16 protein-coding genes are annotated in these 17,258 nt (G+C 29.7%); 9 read left to right on the top strand and 7 right to left on the bottom strand.

Features of this window, described 5'->3' with window-relative positions; genetic code table 11:
* The first annotated feature begins 10 nt into the window (after positions 1-10).
* From MED152_RS01460 to MED152_RS01445, 4 genes are all read left to right on the top strand, one after another.
* The gene (locus tag MED152_RS01460; RefSeq protein ID WP_015480069.1) at positions 11-541 is read left to right on the top strand and encodes an RNA polymerase sigma factor; all 531 of its coding nucleotides are present in this window, start codon (positions 11-13) and stop codon (positions 539-541) included.
* A 3-nt stretch (positions 542-544) separates the two neighbouring features.
* Positions 545-1,327: an anti-sigma factor gene (locus tag MED152_RS01455; RefSeq protein ID WP_015480068.1), complete on the top strand. Its 783-nt coding sequence runs from the start codon at positions 545-547 to the stop codon at positions 1,325-1,327.
* A gap of 74 nt (positions 1,328-1,401) precedes the next feature.
* Positions 1,402-2,073 (top strand): DUF1566 domain-containing protein, encoded by a 672-nt coding sequence (locus tag MED152_RS01450; protein WP_015480067.1) that lies wholly within the window; start codon positions 1,402-1,404, stop codon positions 2,071-2,073.
* A gap of 14 nt (positions 2,074-2,087) precedes the next feature.
* On the top strand, positions 2,088-2,798 hold the full coding sequence (locus MED152_RS01445) for an acetolactate decarboxylase (RefSeq protein WP_015480066.1): 711 nt from the start codon (positions 2,088-2,090) through the stop codon (positions 2,796-2,798).
* 175 nt (positions 2,799-2,973) lie between these two features.
* On the opposite strand, the gene MED152_RS01440 is transcribed toward MED152_RS01445, so the two are convergent.
* The 4 genes from MED152_RS01440 to MED152_RS13845 form a co-directional block, all read right to left on the bottom strand.
* Complete coding sequence (locus tag MED152_RS01440; RefSeq protein ID WP_015480065.1) at positions 2,974-5,202, bottom strand: TonB-dependent receptor plug domain-containing protein; 2,229 nt, start codon at positions 5,200-5,202, stop codon at positions 2,974-2,976.
* A gap of 20 nt (positions 5,203-5,222) precedes the next feature.
* Entirely contained in the window at positions 5,223-6,518 is a 1,296-nt protein-coding gene (locus MED152_RS01435) for a lipopolysaccharide assembly protein LapB (RefSeq protein WP_015480064.1), read from the bottom strand.
* 202 nt (positions 6,519-6,720) lie between these two features.
* Positions 6,721-7,272 carry a DUF4331 family protein gene (locus MED152_RS13850; protein WP_015480063.1) on the bottom strand — a complete coding sequence of 184 codons (552 nt, stop codon included), beginning with the start codon at positions 7,270-7,272 and terminating at the stop codon, positions 6,721-6,723.
* A gap of 26 nt (positions 7,273-7,298) precedes the next feature.
* Positions 7,299-7,949: a DUF4331 family protein gene (locus MED152_RS13845; RefSeq protein WP_015480062.1), complete on the bottom strand. Its 651-nt coding sequence runs from the start codon at positions 7,947-7,949 to the stop codon at positions 7,299-7,301.
* Positions 7,950-8,138: 189 nt separating this feature from the next.
* Between MED152_RS13845 and MED152_RS01420 the strand changes: the two genes are divergently transcribed.
* From MED152_RS01420 to MED152_RS01405, 4 genes are all read left to right on the top strand, one after another.
* Positions 8,139-8,966: an ion transporter gene (locus MED152_RS01420; RefSeq protein WP_015480061.1), complete on the top strand. Its 828-nt coding sequence runs from the start codon at positions 8,139-8,141 to the stop codon at positions 8,964-8,966.
* On the top strand, positions 8,963-9,889 hold the full coding sequence (gene miaA, locus MED152_RS01415) for a tRNA (adenosine(37)-N6)-dimethylallyltransferase MiaA (protein ID WP_015480060.1): 927 nt from the start codon (positions 8,963-8,965) through the stop codon (positions 9,887-9,889). Before MED152_RS01420 ends, miaA begins: the two co-directional genes overlap by 4 nt.
* Positions 9,879-11,141 (top strand): DUF2254 domain-containing protein, encoded by a 1,263-nt coding sequence (locus MED152_RS01410; protein WP_015480059.1) that lies wholly within the window; start codon positions 9,879-9,881, stop codon positions 11,139-11,141. Before miaA ends, MED152_RS01410 begins: the two co-directional genes overlap by 11 nt.
* A gap of 85 nt (positions 11,142-11,226) precedes the next feature.
* Positions 11,227-11,745, top strand: coding sequence for an OmpH family outer membrane protein (locus MED152_RS01405; protein WP_015480058.1), 519 nt, complete (start codon positions 11,227-11,229; stop codon positions 11,743-11,745).
* Positions 11,746-11,793: 48 nt separating this feature from the next.
* Here the strand turns inward: MED152_RS01405 and MED152_RS01400 are convergent, their stop codons facing one another.
* Genes MED152_RS01400 through pheT form a run of 3 tightly spaced genes read right to left on the bottom strand, consistent with a single transcriptional unit; the run spans position 11,794 to position 15,924 of the window.
* Entirely contained in the window at positions 11,794-12,408 is a 615-nt protein-coding gene (locus MED152_RS01400) for a LysE family translocator (RefSeq protein ID WP_015480057.1), read from the bottom strand.
* Between the two features lie 11 nt (positions 12,409-12,419).
* A complete protein-coding gene (locus tag MED152_RS01395; protein WP_015480056.1) occupies positions 12,420-13,454 on the bottom strand; it encodes a quinone-dependent dihydroorotate dehydrogenase in 1,035 nt (344 codons plus the stop codon).
* A gap of 43 nt (positions 13,455-13,497) precedes the next feature.
* Positions 13,498-15,924, bottom strand: coding sequence for a phenylalanine--tRNA ligase subunit beta (gene pheT, locus MED152_RS01390; RefSeq protein WP_015480055.1), 2,427 nt, complete (start codon positions 15,922-15,924; stop codon positions 13,498-13,500).
* 108 nt (positions 15,925-16,032) lie between these two features.
* On the opposite strand from pheT, the gene MED152_RS01385 reads away from it, so the two are divergent.
* Entirely contained in the window at positions 16,033-17,256 is a 1,224-nt protein-coding gene (locus tag MED152_RS01385; RefSeq protein ID WP_015480054.1) for a peroxiredoxin, read from the top strand.
* Positions 17,257-17,258 lie beyond the last annotated feature (2 nt).

Genomic DNA, 17,258 nt, shown 5'->3' with positions numbered 1-17,258 from the left:
GAAATAATTTATGGAGCAAGAACAACTTATATTACAATTTCAGAAAAAGGACGTAAAGGCCTATGAAAAACTATACAGTTTATACTGTGATAGTATTTCTGGTGTTGTAAATAATATTGTTAAGAATGATGATGTTGCACAAGAAATTACTCAAGATGTTTTTATAAAAGCCTGGAACAAAGCAGATACCTACTCTGCTAAAAAAGGCCGTTTTTTCACGTGGTTACTTAATATAGCTAGAAATGCAGCTATAGATTATACACGTTCTAAAAAATTTAAACAGTCTAAACAAAACCTTAATGCCGATTTTTTCGTAGATATATTAGAGAGCAGTTCAAGTTTAGATAGTTCTACAAATACAATAGGTTTAAAAGAATTTGTAAGCAAATTAGGAGAAACCTGTAAATCAGTAATAGAACTCTTATACTTTAAAGGCTTTACACAAAAAGAAGCATCAGAAGAATTAAGCATGCCTCTTGGTACAATTAAAACAAGAAATAGATCTTGCATTGGCGAATTGCGTTCAATGTTAGGCGTATAAAAAATGAATAGTAAAGATTACATAGCATCTGGAATTTTAGAACTGTATGTTGCAGGCTCGCTTTCTGAAAAGGAAAATGAGGAAGTGCACAATGCAATTTTAGAAAATCCTGAGTTACTATCGGAGGTAGAATCGATAGAAAAAGCGATTGTACAACTTACTGCTTTTGCTAAAAAAGATGCTAAATATTCATTTGAAGATATTAAAGATAAGTTAGCTAATAACGAGCCAAAAGTAATACCATTAACGAAACCAAAATCGAATTGGAAAACGTATATGGGTTGGGCTGCTGCTGTTATTTTAGGCTCTACTTTAATATTATCTATATTACAGAACAATCAATTAAAAGAGCAATTAGCTTTAGAAAAACAAACGTTAGAAGCGCAAATAGATAGTGCATCTACCAGTTTAGCTGCTGCTGAAAAATTAATTGAAGTATTTAGAGATAAAGATATTGTTTCTGTTCCTTTAAATGGGCAAACTGTGTATCCTGAAGCTTATGCAAAAGTATATTGGGACAAGAAAACAAACTCTATTTATTTAGATGCTAAGGGTTTACCTGAACCACCTAAAGGTAAGGTATACCAAGTTTGGTCTTTAAAATTGAGTCCTTTAACACCTACAAGTTTAGGTACTTTAGACTCTTTTACTGCTGATGCTAATAAGATATTTACAATTGATAACGCAAACGAATCTGAAGCATTTGGTATTACTTTAGAACCTGCTGGAGGTAGTGAATCTCCTAACTTAGAGCAACTATATACTTTAGGAGCAGTTGCACCTTAAACCATTAAATTTCTAAATTTCATCCAAACAAAAATTTGTTATATTTTTGCAAATCTTATAGTTACCTATAAAAAATGAAAAAATATACATATTTATTAATTGGTATTCTTGCCATTTCTTTTCTGTTTTTTTCTTGTTCTGGCTCTAGTTCTGAAGACGAAACTACAGAAGAAATTGATACTTGTTCCCTATTAGTCTGCGAAGAAAATGCTTCTGTTGTAGATTGTGATTGTCTTTGTGATGATGGTTATTTTGGAGTAGATTGCAAAGATTTAGATGTGGCTTTTACTCAAAAATATTTAAATGATGGTGTTTCTCCTTTTGATTTGTTAGATGCAAACATTCCTATAGATAGTGTTTACGGAAAACTATATCAAGATGGAATTATCTTTAAATTAAATACGGTAACCAAAACCATTAAAGTTACAGCAAAAACAGATTCTCCTGAAACATTAAATTGGCCAGAAGCAATAGACTACTGCTCCACTTACGAAGTAAATGATTTTACAGATTGGTATTTACCAGATTTGCAGGAATTAGGTGAAATTAGAACTAAATTGTATGCAGAATTGAAGGTAGGTGATTTTAGCGATGATTTTTATTGGAGCTCAGAAACACAAGATTCAGACCCTAATAATGCCATGGCTGTTTTCTTTTTAAATGGTAATGTTGGTCCTATAGAGAAAGCTCGTGTAAATCCTGTTAGTTACAATCATGTAAGACCAGTTAGAAGTATTGAAGATTAAACTTTCCTTAAAAAATGAATCGTATTAAAACTTGTCTTGTCTTAATTTCACTTATAATTATATCTGGCTGTAAACCTTCTGTAAAAACGAAAAATGAATTTTACATTGTTGGTCAAATGAAAGATGTCATGTGGAAAGGTAAGTTAGGCCCTTCTATTCAACTAGATACAATTAAAAATACGCAAGGTCTATATGGTTTAGGTCCAGTAAGTTATTTATCTGGAGAGCTTTTAATAAATGATGGCCAAACTTATGTTTCTAGAGTAACATCAGACTCTACAATGAGTGTTGAAAAGAACAACACCATTTCTGCTCCCTTTTTTGTTTATTCAAACGTAAAGGATTGGAAAATAGTTGATTTACCTTTAGAAATACAATCAATTGTTCAACTACAAAATTTTATAACTGATAATTCCAAAGATCTTAAAAAACCATTTACCTTTAAGTTAAAAGGTAAAGTTAGCAAAGCAACAATTCATATTCAAAATTTACCAAAAGGTAGCAAGGTTAGCTCTCCTAAAGAGGCACATCAAGGGCAAGTTAATTATAAAATTTTTGATGAAGATTGCACAATTGTAGGTTTTTATTCAGAAAATCACCAAGGAATTTTTACGCATCATGATTCGTATCTTCACATGCATTTAATTACAGATGATGAGCAAAAAATGGGTCATTTAGATGATGTGAAGTTCGAGAAAATTCAACTCTATTTGCCTAAAAACTAAAGTTTACTAAAATAGAAATGCCTATTACAAGACTGTAATAGACATTTCATCCAACTAAAACTAACCAAACAATAGTTTTACTTTTAAGTTGATATTGTTTTAGTGAAAAGAAGCACTTATTGTAACAATGCTATAAGCACTTCAATTCAACTAAAACTAACCAAACAATATATTTTTAAAATCGATACGTTATTGTTGCTTTCGCAAAAATTGGTGTACCAGGTGTAAAATGTATTTCTTCTACAGAATTTGCTTCGTTTTGCAATCTGCTTTCTGTGGCAAACTGAGTTTCATTCCATGCTACATCGAATAAATTCTCTACAGCTAATCCAAATGTGATGTTTTTAAGATTATAGTTAATATTTAAATCGCTCACAAAATAACCCTCTGCAACAATGCTATTATCTTCGTTTGCAGCTCTATCTGCTAAATATCTATATCTTAATCCTCCAGAGAAATTTCCTAAATTATTAAATGCTAAACCACCTGCCAACGTAAAATTAGGAGCTAAAGGAATATAGTCTTGGCCTGCACTAGCTTCTAAACTTCTTGCTTTTGTAATAGTAGCATCAGAATCAAAATAAATATTATCTGTAATTTGATATCTAATTCCTAAATCTAAACCATAACGTTCTGATTTTCCAGAAGGTTCTACAATACCAGCATCACCTACATAAACAAATTCTTCTTCTGAAAACAAATACCAAACTGCTGTGTTTAACACAATATTTTTTGTTGGTTTCCAAATGTTTCCAAAATCTGCACCATAAGCTCTAGGTAAAACTTTGTCTGCATTATCTTGCAATACAACTCTTGCATCATTTGAATGAAACCCTATACCTGATTTTAAAAACCATTGTAAATTGTTATTCTGCGTGTATAAAAAATTTAATTTAGGATTAACAATTGCCTTAGTTTTACTAAGAGTTTCATAAGTTGTACTTAAATTGTCATTGTATAAAAACTTAAAATAATCAAACCTTAAAGCTGGTGATATTTTAAATTTACCAATTTCAAATTCAGAATTTATAAAAGCGTAAGCATTAGTTTGCTGCACATCTCCAAACTGAATTCTATTTAATATTTCTTGTCTATTCTTTGTACTAGATAATTCATTATCAGTAATATTATCAAAACGTAACCCTCCTCCTTTTGTAAATTTAGCTTCTATATCACCATAGTTTTTCTCAGTAATAATTTTGGCATTCATTCCAAATATATTTCTATCTTCAAATTGTTTTATTTGATCTCCATCTATAGGATTTTCTAAAAAGAAAGTAAAGTTAGAATACAACTCAAAATTGTAGTTTGAGTAAAATGCATTTGCTTCTAAAATTGAATTATTAGCTAACGTTTTTTGCAATTGAATATTGATGTTAGATCTAGATGTAAATCCTCCTTCTGTATCATCTATTGCTCCAAACCTTGTAATATTTCCGTTGGCAACTTCTCTTTCTGGTATTTGACCAGAAGCATCCCACTGACTTGTAAAATGAGAAGCAGTTAGTGTTACTCTATCTCCATCACTTAAAAAAGTATTATACTTTGCAAACAGGTTTAGCCTGTTAAAGTTTTGTGGAGACTCAAATGGACCATCTGTTTCTATATATTCCATAGCAACATAAGCATCATCTTTTTTAGAGTTTTCTAAAAGATTAAACATAGCAACTGTTCTAAAAGAGTTAAAATCTCCATAACCAACAGATATCATATTATCTTTTATTCCTGTTTTAGTGGCAAAATTTACATAACCTGCAGTATTAAAATCTCCTTGATTCGCATAATAGGGTCCTTTACCAAAGTCGATATTTTTAATAGTTTCAGGAATAACAAAATGTAAATCTGAATATCCTTGACCATGTGCATGAGACACCATATTAATTGGCATACCATCTACAGATAATGTAATGTCTGTACCATGATCAATATCAAAACCTCTTAAGAAAATTTGTTCAGCTTTTCCTCCTCCTGCATGTTGTCCAATAAACAAACCAGGAACTTTTCTTAGAATTTCTTGTGAATTATTAACTGGGTTTACTTGTAAATCTATTTTTGTTATTGTTTGTAAAGCGTTAATTTCTTTACGTAAAACCAATTCTTCTAATTGAAAAACTCTTGTTTCTAATTTTATTAAAATTCCATTCTTTAGGTTGTCTTGTGTAACTATTATATTTTTCTTTTCAAACCCAAGAATGCTTATTTGAATTACATCATTTACTCTTGTTTTTTCTATGGTAAAATTACCATTTTCACTGCTGTGTGTATGCGTATTTGTAGCATCATTTACTACATATACATTTTCTAAAGGCTCATTAAATTGATCTACAATTTTACCTTTTAAACTTTGTGCAACCGATTGTAAACTAAAGGCAAACACAACAAAAATTACTGTTAACTGTTTCATGCTATTTAACTTAAAATCGATTATATATTTTTTATTTCACTTTCAGAAGCAGGCCCTAATTCATAAATAGCACCTAATAATTCTTCTTTGATTTTTTTTGCCTCTGTTTTATTACCATTTGCCTTTAAAATATAAGCGGTATGTAATAATGCTTCTGGTTCAAAGGTTTTACCAATAACATATTCATTACTGATTTCTAAAGCCTTTTCAACATTTCCATTTTTGTAATAAGACCAAGCTAATAAATCGTAAGATTGTGCTGTAGGTCTCTCCATAACTTCTTGTTTAGCTACATTAATTGCTTCTAGTTTTTTATCGGCTTTGTCTGCAAATAATAAAACGTTATATTTTGCATACATGGCACCATATTTCTCGTTCGCAACCGAACTTAAATAGTGTTGCTCAAGTTTTTCTTTTTCGACAATATTTCCCATAAAACCTGCAATTTCTGATTTTAACAAGAAGTAATCTGGAGAGGTATTCTCCTTAGATATTGCATCTAAAATATTTAAAGCCTCTTCTGGATTTCTTTCATAAGAATATACAATCCAAGCAATACCTTTTTTTGCATAGCTATTATTTGGGTTTATAGCCAAGGCTTTTAAATAAGCATTGTAAGAATCTTCTATTCTACCTGCATGACCATAATAATCTGCTAAATTTGTATAATTCCATTGAATAAGATTTTGATTATTAGAATTCTCTGCAATTTCTAAAGCATTTTCTAAATATAAAATTGCGTTGTCTAAATTTCCTAAATGATCGTTGTATTTAGAAAGTCTGATTAAATAATCGAAATCATTAAAGTTTTTTAATTTTGATAAGTAGCTTTCTACCTTATCCATTTCTCCTAATTCTAAATAAACATCAACCAACATGAATTGAGTTCTATTTAGATGTTCACCATTTTGTTCTGCTTTTATTAATAAATCTAAAGCTTGTTTAAAACGATGTTGAGAAATATAATTTCTTGCTAATGCTCTTAAGTAACCAGCATTATTAAAGTTTGTTTTAGCGTTAGCAATAGTTAAATGCTCTTCTGCTTTTTTTAGTTGATTTATGTCTGCTGTTAATTTAAAGATTTGAGAATTGGCAGATGCCATTTTAGAATAATATGGATATTGATTTGGAGTACTGTTAATTTTATCAGTCCAAAATTCTAAATCTTTTTGTACCAAGTTTAACGATATATTTTCTTCAATATTTAAATACGCTTGATAATCTTGTGAGTTTGTTATTTGTTTGGTTTTACTTGTATTGCAACTAATTGTTGTAGAAATAGTTACAAATAATAAAATAAGTTGGAAATATTTCATGATTTGTAGTTTGTTTTAGTTTGGATTTTTATTAAAAAACAGGTGCAATAATAGGGATTTTACACCTGTATATTTTAAGGGATTTTGGTTTAAAATAAATTTTAAACTAGGGGTTTTTAGGGTATTTTGTAAATTTCTTAAAATACTGACGTACATCCCCCAACATACGCCAGTAGTGTAATAGCTCTCGCTATTTATATTTTTACCAAGGTGAAGCTAGGTAAGGAAAAGACGTTGAAAAGTCTTTATCATTCGCATCAACATTGTCATCAGAAAGTGTTGGGTTTTCAGTAAAGTCTTCTCCACCAAAAATCAACAATAATTCTACTGTAATTACATCATCTGCTAAAGCTCTACCAGTTAAAACATTTGTACCGTCAAAAAAGGTAGTTTTACCATCTAAAGAAACGTTTAATACATCTGTTGCTAATAAACCTGTAAATGCTGATGCTGTTAAACCTAATGCATTTGTGTCTCCAGGGTTTGAAAAAGCAGGACTTAAACCAGTTAAGTTCGCTTCAAACATAGATTGAAACATTGCTCCTTGCTGAGAAGGAATTGTAGTATTAAATGCATCTTTACTAGATGATGATACAAATACAGTGTTTACTGCTGGTCTACCCATTTGATCTTTTTGAACAAAAGTTCCTGCGAAATCGCTATCTATGGTTAAGTCATCTGAATCATTATCACAACTAATTACGATAAGTGATAGTGCTAAAATTGCTATATATTTTTGAATATTTATTTTCATGATATTATTTTTAAAGTTTGTGTTAATTATTGTCTTGATTTTGCTTCTACCCAAGTATTAATTGTACCTGTTCTACCTATTTGACTTTTTGGCACTTCTACTACAATAGATAATACATTAGTACCTGCAAACGTATCTGCTCCTGGATTGTTAAAACCTGGTGCATTACCACCAATAATTTCTCCATATCTAGCAAAGTCCATAAAGAAAGGATCATCTCTTGGCCCTGCAAAAAACTTCATACCATTTTCATTACTTACTACAGCACTAGAACCATAGGCAGTAATATCTACTGATGATTTTGTAGCCATTTCATTGATAGTACTATTTAATCCTGTTGTTTGAGGAGGATAAGGCCCAAAGAAATACATCTTACCATCTTTTGGTATTGCCTGAATTACCAAATTCTCGATATTGTCATTATCAATATCAATATTGAATTCTACCATTACATTTTCATCAAAAGATGCTGAACCTGTTGCTGAAGGACTTAATAATCCTTGAACATTAGCAACAAACACTAAATTATCTGTGTCTTCTCCTTGAAAAGCATAGAAATCTGTAATGTCTGCACTTGTACCTGCAGCTGCTGGTGCATCAATATGATCTGCTGCAACTGTCATTAAACCTATAATCGCTACGAAAATGGCTCCTACTAAAATTTTTGTTTTTTTCATTGTGTGAGTTTTAGTTATTTATAATTGAATCTCACTAATACTTACGAGGAATTTTAAAGTACGGTTTTAAAAAAGTTCATTTTTTTTTATTTTTTTTCAAAATCCTTATAAACAAAGAGAAAATTGAGGTAAAAAAAATTATAAACTCATTAAATATTTGTAGTATTGTAGTAGAAATTTTAAACTCAATTGGAAATAAAACCTCAAAAAAGCAACTGGAAACATAAACTTCATGAAATTATTTATGAGGCTGATACACGTGAAGGTAAATTGTTTGATGTTATTTTACTAATAGCCATTTTAACAAGTATTATTCTTGTAATGCTAGAAAGTGTAGATAGCTTCGATGCTAAATATCATGATACGCTTATAATAGGTGAATGGATAATTACCATTCTTTTTAGTTTAGAATATATTTTTAGAATCATATCAATCAATAAACCAACCAAATATATTTTTAGCTTTTTTGGTATTATAGATTTTTTATCAACCATACCAATTTACTTATCGCTAATATATGCAGGTTCTCAAGGTTTAGTAGCTTTAAGAGCTCTTAGGTTATTAAGGGTTTTTAGAATCTTAAAATTGGCAAGATATATAGGTGCAAGTAATAAATTATTGTTAGCACTTAGAGCTAGCAAAGCAAAAATTGCGGTTTTCTTATTTTTTGTTTTAATTGTCTGTATCATTTTAGGAACAGTAATGTATATGATAGAAGGTGCAGAAAATGGTTTCAATAACATACCTAAAAGTATTTACTGGGCTATAGTAACACTTACAACAGTTGGTTTTGGAGATATAGCACCACAAACGCCTTTAGGACAACTAATTTCTAGTGTTATAATGATTTTAGGATACTCTATTATTGCAATACCTACAGGAATTGTAAGTTCTGAAATGACCAAAACACCAGAAGAACACAATACCAGCACACAATCTTGCCCAAATTGTTTAAAGGAAAAGCATAGAGAAAAAGCAGTTTTCTGTTATAATTGTGGTAGCATTTTAAATCCATGATAAAAAAAGCAAACAATACTTTAATTACCATAGTTGGACCAACAGCTATTGGTAAAACTGCACTAAGCATAAAATTAGCCAATCATTTTAAGAGTGATATTTTATCTTGTGACTCAAGACAGTTTTTTAAAGAAATGGAAATTGGAACAGCTGTACCAGATCAAAAAGAACTTGCTGCAGCCAAACATCATTTTATACAAGATAGAAGTATTTTTGAACCTTATAACGTTGGTGAATTTGAACGAGATGCTTTGCAAAAACTGAACAACTTATTTAAAGAAAACAATACCCAAATAATGGTTGGTGGAAGTGGTTTGTATGTTGATGCCGTTTTAAAAGGTTTGGATTATTTTCCAGAAGTAGCCCCTACAATTAGAGTAGACCTCACCAAAGAATTAGAAGAAAATGGAATTTCCTCATTACAGCAAAAGCTAAAGGAATTAGATATAGAGACCTATAATAACATCGAATTAGAAAATCCTCATAGAGTAATGAGGGCTTTAGAAATTTGTATTGGTACCAACAAAACCTATTCTTCGTTTAAAAACAAACCAAAAGCAAAACGTAATTTTAAAAGTATTAAAATTGGGTTAACTGCAGATAGAGCTTTGATTTACGATCGAATTAATCAACGAGTAGACATTATGATCAATAATGGTTTAATTGATGAAGCCAAAAGATTGTATGAGCATAAAGACCTAAATGCACTACAAACTGTGGGTTATAGAGAATTATTTAATTATTTTGATGGCACATTTACAAAGGATTTTGCTATTTCTGAAATTAAAAAAAATACAAGAAGATTTGCCAAAAGACAATTAACTTGGTTTAAAAAAGATCCAAATACCATTTGGTTTGATTTTAATGAGAGTAGCAGTAAAATAATAGCAACTATTGAAGAAGAAATAAAAAATGAAAGATAAGTTTATACAGATTTTTAGAAGGATTTATCATCTAAAAGATAAAATAGCCTTCTTTCCTACCATTATTTCTATTGCTGGTGCTCTGTTTGCTTATCTCATGATGTATGCAGAAAATAGGGGTATTTCTAAATATTTAATAGCGTTTTTACCAGAATTGGTAATTAATGATACAGAAACTGCCAGAGTTATTTTAACCTCATTTATTGGTGGTCTAATATCGATTATGGTTTTTAGTTTTTCCATGGTAATGATTTTATTAAATCAAGCATCTAGCAATTTTTCTCCTAGACTTTTACCTGGTTTAATATCAAATAGAAAACATCAAATTATATTAGGTATTTACATAGCTACAATTTTGTACTGCATTTTTATTCTTGTTTTTATAGAGCCAACAGGAAGCAAATATCAAGTACCAGGTTTTTCGGTTTTATGGAGCATCGTTTTAATGGTCTTTTCTTTAGGCGCATTTATTTACTTTATTCATTCTATTTCTCAAGAAATTCAAATTGAGTTTATCATGAATAGAATTGGTACTACTGCCAAGAAAAAATTACAGAAATTATTAAAGTTAGAAGAAAATAGAACGTTTGAATTTGCAGATTCAGAAAATTGGAATTCCTTCGAAACCAAAACCACAGCCTACTTTCAAGATGTGTCAATTCAACTATTAAAAAAAGTAGCGCTAGAAGAAGACTGTAAATTACATGTAATTTCAAAAAAAGGCGCCATTTGTTACAAAGGTGAAATTCTATTCAAAACTGAGAAAGAATTAAGTGAAGATACTATTGATAAAATTTACAAAGCTTTCGATTTTTCTAATGATGAATTTATAGAAGACAACTATTTAATAGCCTTTAAACACCTAAAAGAAATTGCTTTAAAAGCCATGTCTCCAGGAATTAATGATCCAGGAACTGCAATGAATGCAATAGACTACTTACATGAGCTTTTTAAATTAAGAATTCAAAAACAAGAAAACGATTTTATTTTTGAAGAAGACAATTGTGTAGTTTTATTAGATATCGTTTCTTTTGAGGAACTGCTTTATAGAGTTATGGCTTCTTTAAGAACGTATACCAAACACGATGTAATTATTGTAACTAAAATTTTAAGCTTTCTAAAAGATTTAAAAAATTATACTAATGATGATCAGAAAAAAGAGATTGTAGATATTGAAATAGAAAATCTTTTAAAAGACGCTAAATCATCAATTGAAAATGAATATGATTACAATAAATTACTAAAATTTTAAACAAATAAACTTTAACTTTTTTTAAAGGATTCACATTTTCGTAAGTCATTCTCTTTTATATCTTTGCCTCACTAAAATCACCAATATGAAATTCAAAATTACCTTTTTATTTATTTCTTTAATTAGTACTATTTCTGTTGCACAATCTAAAACAGGAACAATTGATAGCGATTATATTATTAACCTTATGCCAGAAGCAAAAGTGGTAATAGAAAGGTCTCAATCTTATGGTTCAAGATTAGATTCTTTATTTTCTATTAAAATGAAAGACTATCAAACAAGAGTTGCAGACTTTAGAGAAAAAGAGAAGGAAATGGGTGAATTAATGAAGAAAACCTTAATTCAAGAACTAACAGCCTTAGAACAAGATATTAAGAAATATCAAGAAAATGGAAATAAGTTAATGCAGTTGAAACAAGATGAGTTAATGAGACCATTATATAAAAAATTAAACACTGCCATTGATGAAATTGCAAAAGCAGAAGGTTTTACTTTAATACTTACCATAGCTGGTAATCAATATGCTTATATAGATGACAATTATGACATTACTAAAAAGGTGATGGCAAAATTAGGTATTAAAGAGCCTGAAGTAAAAGAATAAAAATTACCACTTGAATAAAATAAAGCTTCACATATGTGAGGCTTTTTTTTATATCAATATAAATATAGAAATACTAACAAAAACAACTATTTGCAACCATTTTAAGTACACTCCTATTTTCGAATTTTCTTTTATTTTGTTAGAAATTACTCCTGCAAGAATAGCTATTGAAGAAAAAATAATTAGAGAAACGAACATAAAAATAAAACCTAAAATATAAAATTGAACTACAGATGAAAGATCATCTGAAAACAAAAAGCCAGGAAAAAATGCCAAAAAGAAAATTGATACTTTAGGATTTAAAACATTCATTATAAATCCTTGTTTAAATAATTGCTTGGTCGTTTTTTGAGCCACATTTTTATCACTTAATAAAATAGTTGCATCAGATTTAAAAACTTTATAAGCCAAATACAGTAAATAGAAAGCACCAAATAACTTGATAATAAAAAAAAGAGTTTCTGATTCTTTAATAATTAAAGAAACTCCAAATGCGAGTAAAGTAGTATGCACCAAACAACCAGTAATTAAGCCAAATACAGTAGCCAAACCGTATTTTTTACCATTTACAATACTTTGAGTAAGCACAAAAATATTATCTGGTCCAGGAGAAATTGCCAAGATTGATGTTGCCAAAGCAAAAGACAGTAATGTTTCAATCACTAGAAAAGAGTTTAAGCCGTCTTTAAAATAGCCTTATTTATTTTTTTGATTAAGCTTGGACCTTCGTAAATAAATCCTGTATAAATTTGCACAAGATCTGCACCAGCTTCAATTTTTTCTAAAGCATCTTCTGCAGAATGTATACCTCCTACTCCTATTATTGGAAATGATTTATTAGAGTTTTCTGCCAGATAACGAATTACTTTTGTACTCTGATTCTTAATTGGCTGTCCACTTACACCTCCATTACCAATCTCTTTTAAACGTTCTTCAGATGCCTTTAAATTAGCTCTGGTTGTAGATGTGTTAGAAGCAATTACGCCATCAATTTTAGTTTCAGCAACTAAGGCTATAATTTCATCTAACTGTATGTCATTTAAATCTGGAGCAATTTTTAATAAAATAGGTTTTTGTACTTCTTTAGTATTATTCAGTTTTTGACAAGCAGTTATTAATTCAATCAAATAATCTTTATCATTTAATTTTGCATGGCTACCAACATTAGGACAACTAACATTCAGCACAAAATAATCTACATGAGGATGCAAGCCATTAAAACATTCAATATAGTCTGCTGTATAATTTTCAGGTAAGGTCTGTGTGTTTTTACCAATATTTCCACCAATAATTAATCTACCTGCATTTCCTTTTAGTTTTTGAATTGCTGCTTGTAATCCTTCATTGTTAAAACCCATTCTATTAATTATTCCTTGGTCATCTTTTAAACGAAATAATCTTTTCTTAGGATTACCTTCTTGACCCTTTGGAGTTACAGTACCTATTTCTATAAAACCAAAACCAAAATTGGCTAATTCATTATATAGCACCGCATTTTTATCAAAACCAGCAGCTAAACCCACAGGGTTTTTAAAAGTTAAGCCAAATAAATTTCTTTCTAATTTCTTATCATTTACTTGATACATGCCTCTAAAAATAGCTGGAAATCCAGGAATTCTAGAAAGCGTGCGAATTAAAGAAAAAGTGAAATAATGAATTTTTTCCGGATCAAATAGAAAAAATATAGGTCTTATGATTGCTTTATACATAGTTTACAAATATAAAAAAAGCTCCATAAATGGAGCTTAGAAATTATCTTAATACAGCTTCTAAATTCTTTTCGAAGCTTGCTTGCAATTTTTGCATTATTTTATCTATCTGTTTGTCTTCTAAAGTTTTGTTTTCGTCTTGCAATACAAAACTAACAGCATATGATTTTTTACCTTCAGGTAATTTATCACCTTCATAAACATCAAATAAATCAACTTCTTTCAACAATTTTCTTTCTGATTGAAAAGCCAAATTGTATACTTCTTTAAACTCGGTTTTATTATTTAACAATAAAGCTAAATCTCTTTTTACAGAAGGAAATTTAGAAAGTTCAGAAACCTTGATTGACTTTTTACTTGCCAATTGTAAGATGTTTTCCCAGTTTAAATCTGCGAATAAAACCTCTTGCTTAATACCAAATTCTTTTAAAATACTTCTTTTGATTACACCAAAATCAGCTAACTTAATTTTACCTAAACTAAAAGATAAACCTTCTGAAAACACATCATTTTTAGTTGGTGTACTTTTCAGTTTAGCAATACCTAATCTTTCAAATACAGAAGTTAACACACCTTTTAAATAAAAGAAATCTGATTGTGCAACATTCGCATTCCAAGAATCTTTAGTTCTGTTACCCGTAACAAAAAGCGTAAGATGTTTGTTTTCTTGATACTTCTCTGAATATTTATGATATGTTTTACCAAACTCATAAAACTTTAGAGCGTTATTTTTTCGATTTAAATTATAAGAAACTGACTCTAAACCACTAAATAATAATGACTGACGCAAAACTCCTAAATCATTACTTAAAGGATTTAACATTGCAACATTAGCCTCCTCATTTATATTATCTGATAGTTTTGTATAATCTGCTTTAGTAAGCGAATTTGCCATAGTTTCATTAAAACCTAAAGCACTTAATTGTTCTGCAACTACATTTTCTATTTTGGTTTCTTTATTAGAATCAAAAGAAATAGAAGTATTTAATTTATGAGAAAACTCAATATTATTATAGCCATACACTCTTAAAATTTCTTCTATAATATCTGCTTCTCTTTGTACATCCGTTCTATAAGATGGTATGGTTAGCCCTAAACCTCCTTCAGTTTCACTATTAATTTTAATTTCTAAAGAAGCTAAAATATTCTTGATAGTTTCTTTTGGAATTTCTTGACCTATCAAACGATATGCATTGTCATAAGACAAGAAAACTTGAAAGTCTTCTAATTTTACAGGATAAAAATCTGAAATATCTGAGGCTAATTTACCTCCTGCATATTCTTCAATTAATAATGCTGCTCTTTTCAAAGCATATTCTGTAATATTGATATCTATACCTCTTTCAAAACGGAAAGAAGCGTCTGTATTTAATGCGTGTCTTTTTGCAGTTTTTCTAACAGAGACAGGATTAAAATATGCTGATTCTAAGAAAATTGAATTTGTATGTTCTGTAACTCCAGAATTTAATCCACCAAAAACACCACCAATACAAAGAGGATTTTCTTCTGCATCACAAATCATTATATCATCTGCAGAAAGAGTTCTTTCTACTTCATCTAATGTGGTAAATTTTGTACCTTCTTCTAAAGTTTTTACAATTACCTTATTTCCTTTAATCTTCTGAGCATCAAAAGCATGTAAAGGTTGCCCAAGTTCGTGCAACACATAATTTGTAATGTCTACAATATTGTTTTTTGGTGTTAAACCTATTGCTTTTAACCTATTTTGAATCCACTCTGGAGAATCTTTTACAGTTACATCTGTAATTGTAATTCCACAATAACGAGGCACTAAATCTTTATCTTCTACTTCAACATCAAAACGCAACGTTCTTTCATCAACATGAAAATCACTAACAGAAGGTGAAATTAATTCTAGTTTTGTGTCTTGTTGTATTAGACCTGCTTTTAGATCTCTGGCAACACCGTAATGACTCATGGCATCAGATCTGTTTGGCGTTAATCCTATTTCGAAAACATAATCTGTTTCTACGTTAAAAACATCTGCACCTAGAGTACCTTCTTTAATTTCTTCATCTAAAACCATTATACCATCATGACTGCTACCTAAACCTAACTCGTCTTCAGCACAAATCATTCCATGGCTCTCTTCACCTCTAATCTTACCTTTTTTAATTTTGAAACTTTCTCCTTTATCATCATACAATAAAGTACCAATAGTAGCCACAGGTACTTTTTGACCTGCTGCAACATTAGGTGCTCCACATACTATCTGTACAGGGTTTCCATCTCCTAAATCTACTGTAGTAACTTTTAATCTGTCTGCATTTGGGTGTTGTTTACAGGTTAAAACTTTACCGATAACTATACCCTTTAAACTACCTTTAATAGATTCTTTGGTTTCTATACCTTCTACTTCTAAACCTAAATCAGTTAACAACTCACCTGTTTTGACTGCATCCCAATCTATTTGTAGAAATTGTTGTAACCAATTGTAAGATATCTTCATGTTTTCCTCTTGATTTTTTCAGCGGCTAAATTAATCTTTTTTAGCTATTTTATTAAATATTGATGTAAGTATTTTATTGTAAATTTGACCTTCTTTTAAATTTAATAAATGCGATTACTAGTAGCCTTAATAGGATTTTTAATATGTTTTTCTTGTACTTCTAAGAAAACAAAAACATTAGAAAAAGGAAATTACAGAGGTTTTTTACAAATTCAAGATGATGAAGAAATTCCGTTTTTATTTGAGGTAGAAAATGATACTTTACTCACAATTTTTAATGCTGATGAAAAAATTAAAGTAGATGAAATCTCTTATAGCAATGATTCTATTAAAATTCAAACCCCTGTTTTTGAAGGATATATTTTAGCTAAATTAAATGATGATGGTTTAAATGGTAATTTTCATAAACCTAGTTTGGATAGAATTGTTCCTTTTAAAGCGGTTAAAGATTCTGCCCGTTTTTCTGTCAAAAAGAAAGCCATTGTTTCTGTAACAGGAAATTGGGAAACTGTTTTTAGTTACAATTCTGAAGTTGATAAATATATTGCAAAAGGAATTTTTGAACAAAAAGGAAATACTGTTACAGGAACGTTCAGAACTACTTCTGGTGATTATCGTTATTTAGAAGGTGTTATGGATGGTGATACTTTAAGGCTTTCCACCTTTGATGGCGCACATGCTTTTTTGTTTAAAGCAAAAGCCACAGATTCTACGTTAAATGGTTTATTCTATTCAGACAATCATTGGAAAGAGCCTTTTACTGCAAAATTAAATCCTGACTACGAATTACCTAACGAAGAAGAATTAACCTACATAAAAGAAGGTTATGAGTTTTTCGACTTTTCTTTTCCAGATACTAGAGGAAGAGTGGTTTCTTTAAGTGATCCTGAATTTCAAAATAAAATCATCATCATACAAATTATGGGAACTTGGTGCCCTAATTGTTTGGATGAAAGCAAGTTTCTTGTAAATTATTTAAAAGAAAATCTGAATGAAGATGTACAAGTAATTTCTCTAGCCTTCGAAGTTGCTAAAACTAGATTAAAGGCTTATGATAGAATTAATCGCTTAAAAGAAAAATTGGGTATTGAATACCCAGTACTATTAGCTCAGTTTGGCAATGCAGCCAATAAAGATTTGGCGCAACAAAAATTACCAATGTTAAACCACTTAATTTCGTACCCAACTACCTTATTTTTAGACAGCAATAGAAAAGTTAGAAAAATACATACAGGTTTTAATGGTCCTGCAGCTGGAGATAAATACAAAGAATTTACAGAAGAATTTGAGAATTTTGTAAATGCCCTTTTAGAAGAAAAACAAACAAAATAAAA

This window comes from Polaribacter sp. MED152 (assembly GCF_000152945.2).
Lineage (GTDB): Bacteria > Bacteroidota > Bacteroidia > Flavobacteriales > Flavobacteriaceae > Polaribacter.
Note: the sequence above shows the minus strand (reverse complement) of the source record. Positions and strands in the feature narration are given on the sequence as shown.

Excerpts from the sequence above, each read along its gene's own strand:
- MED152_RS01395 (WP_015480056.1), bottom strand. The coding sequence starts at position 13,454 with ATGTATAAAGCAATCATAAGACCTATATTTTTTCTATTTGATCCGGAA.
- MED152_RS13845 (WP_015480062.1), bottom strand. The coding sequence starts at position 7,949 with ATGAAAAAAACAAAAATTTTAGTAGGAGCCATTTTCGTAGCGATTATA.
- MED152_RS01440 (WP_015480065.1), bottom strand. The coding sequence starts at position 5,202 with ATGAAACAGTTAACAGTAATTTTTGTTGTGTTTGCCTTTAGTTTACAA.
- MED152_RS01455 (WP_015480068.1), top strand. The coding sequence starts at position 545 with ATGAATAGTAAAGATTACATAGCATCTGGAATTTTAGAACTGTATGTT.
- MED152_RS01410 (WP_015480059.1), top strand. The coding sequence starts at position 9,879 with ATGAAAGATAAGTTTATACAGATTTTTAGAAGGATTTATCATCTAAAA.
- miaA (WP_015480060.1), top strand. The coding sequence starts at position 8,963 with ATGATAAAAAAAGCAAACAATACTTTAATTACCATAGTTGGACCAACA.
- MED152_RS01435 (WP_015480064.1), bottom strand. The coding sequence starts at position 6,518 with ATGAAATATTTCCAACTTATTTTATTATTTGTAACTATTTCTACAACA.
- MED152_RS01405 (WP_015480058.1), top strand. The coding sequence starts at position 11,227 with ATGAAATTCAAAATTACCTTTTTATTTATTTCTTTAATTAGTACTATT.
- MED152_RS13850 (WP_015480063.1), bottom strand. The coding sequence starts at position 7,272 with ATGAAAATAAATATTCAAAAATATATAGCAATTTTAGCACTATCACTT.
- pheT (WP_015480055.1), bottom strand. The coding sequence starts at position 15,924 with ATGAAGATATCTTACAATTGGTTACAACAATTTCTACAAATAGATTGG.
- MED152_RS01445 (WP_015480066.1), top strand. The coding sequence starts at position 2,088 with ATGAATCGTATTAAAACTTGTCTTGTCTTAATTTCACTTATAATTATA.
- MED152_RS01385 (WP_015480054.1), top strand. The coding sequence starts at position 16,033 with ATGCGATTACTAGTAGCCTTAATAGGATTTTTAATATGTTTTTCTTGT.
- MED152_RS01450 (WP_015480067.1), top strand. The coding sequence starts at position 1,402 with ATGAAAAAATATACATATTTATTAATTGGTATTCTTGCCATTTCTTTT.
- MED152_RS01460 (WP_015480069.1), top strand. The coding sequence starts at position 11 with ATGGAGCAAGAACAACTTATATTACAATTTCAGAAAAAGGACGTAAAG.